Consider the following 1456-nt stretch of genomic DNA (forward strand, 5'->3'; position numbering starts at 1 on the left):
GACAGCGGGCTGCTGGAGGTCAGGAACGCGGTGCGGCTGGTCACCGAGCTGCTGGGGGTGGCGCGGGCGACGGTCTACAACTACCTGCGGTGAAGCGGGGGCCAAGGGCCGCGCCCCGGCATGCGGCCGAACGGGGCCCGGCCGCCGCCCCCGTTCGGCCCCGCTCTGGATGCGTACGGACAGCGGGCGTTCGAGGCTGACGGTGGAGGTGTGCCATGGCACCCAGACGTTTCCCCCGCCGCGCCGCGGTCCTGCTCCTCGCCCTGCTCACCGTCGTCGCGGCCGGCGGCCCCGCCGAGACGCTGCCCCGCGGGCAGCAGCGCCGCGCGGCGGCCCCCTTCCGCCATCCCGGAGTACTCGTCGGCGGCCCCCAACTGCGCGCCGTACGCGCCCGGGTGCACGACGGCGACCGGCCCTTCCGCGCGTTCCGCGCGATGCGCCGCAGCCGCTACGGCCGGCTCTCCTACATCCCCCACCCGGTCCCGGTCGTCGAGTGCCCGCCCGACACCAACCCCGGCGTCGGCTGCACCGACGAGCGCGAGGACGCCATCGCCGCGTACACCCACGCGCTGATCTGGACCGTCACCCGCGACCGCGCCCACGCCGAGAAGGCCGTGCAGATCATGGACGCCTGGTCCGCCCGGCTCACCGGCCACACCGAGGGCAACGCCCCGCTGCAGGCCGCCTGGGCGGGCTCCACCTGGGCGCGGGCCGCCGAGGTGATGCGCGCCACCTACGACGGCTGGCCGCGCGCCGGCGTACGCCGCTTCGAGCGGCTCCTGCGCGACGCCTACCTCCCCGAGGTCACCGGCGCCGTCCCCGACTACAACGGCAACTGGGACCTGGCGATGACCGACGCCGCCATCGGCATCGCCGTCTTCCTCGACGACCGCCCCGCCTACGCCGAGGCGCTGCGCCGCTTCCGCGCCCGCGTGCCCGCGTACTTCTACGTACGCGCCGACGGCCCGCGGCCCAAGCCGCCGCCCGGCGGTCGGATCGACACCGCCGAGGAGATCACCGCCTACTGGTTCGGACAGCGCACCTACCCCGAGGGCCTGGCCCAGGAGGCGTGCCGCAACCTGATGCACGTCGGCTACGCGCTCGCCGCCACCGCGCACATCGCCGAGACCGCCCGGCTCCAGGGCACCGACCTCTACACCGAGGTGCAGCCGCGGATCACCGCCGCGCTGGAGCTGCACTCCCGCTACCAGCTCGGCGAGCGCCCGCCCGCGTCGCTGTGCGGCGGCCGGGTGGAGCGCACCATGGGCCCGGACCTGGAGGTGGCGTACCACCACTACCACGACCGGCGCGGGGTAGAACTGCCGCAGACCGCGAAGCTGCTGGCGCGGCAGCGGCCTGCCGGCACCGACGACCTGTTCGTCGCCTGGGAGACCCTGACGCACGCGGCCGGCCCCGGCTGACGCCGGCCACCCGCCACCCCTCACGACCCGAGGAG

General features: G+C 75.8%; 2 protein-coding genes. Both read left to right on the forward strand.

The genetic code is table 11. The features are described from left to right. The first annotated feature begins 12 nt into the window (after positions 1-12). A complete protein-coding gene (locus H5J30_RS33015) occupies positions 13-93 on the forward strand; it encodes a helix-turn-helix domain-containing protein (RefSeq protein ID WP_258563660.1) in 81 nt (26 codons plus the stop codon). Positions 94-215: 122 nt separating this feature from the next. After that, complete coding sequence (locus H5J30_RS33020; protein ID WP_181791379.1) at positions 216-1421, forward strand: alginate lyase family protein; 1206 nt, start codon at positions 216-218, stop codon at positions 1419-1421. Positions 1422-1456 lie beyond the last annotated feature (35 nt).

This window comes from Streptomyces phytophilus (genome assembly GCF_013870535.1).
GTDB lineage: Bacteria > Actinomycetota > Actinomycetes > Streptomycetales > Streptomycetaceae > Streptomyces > Streptomyces phytophilus.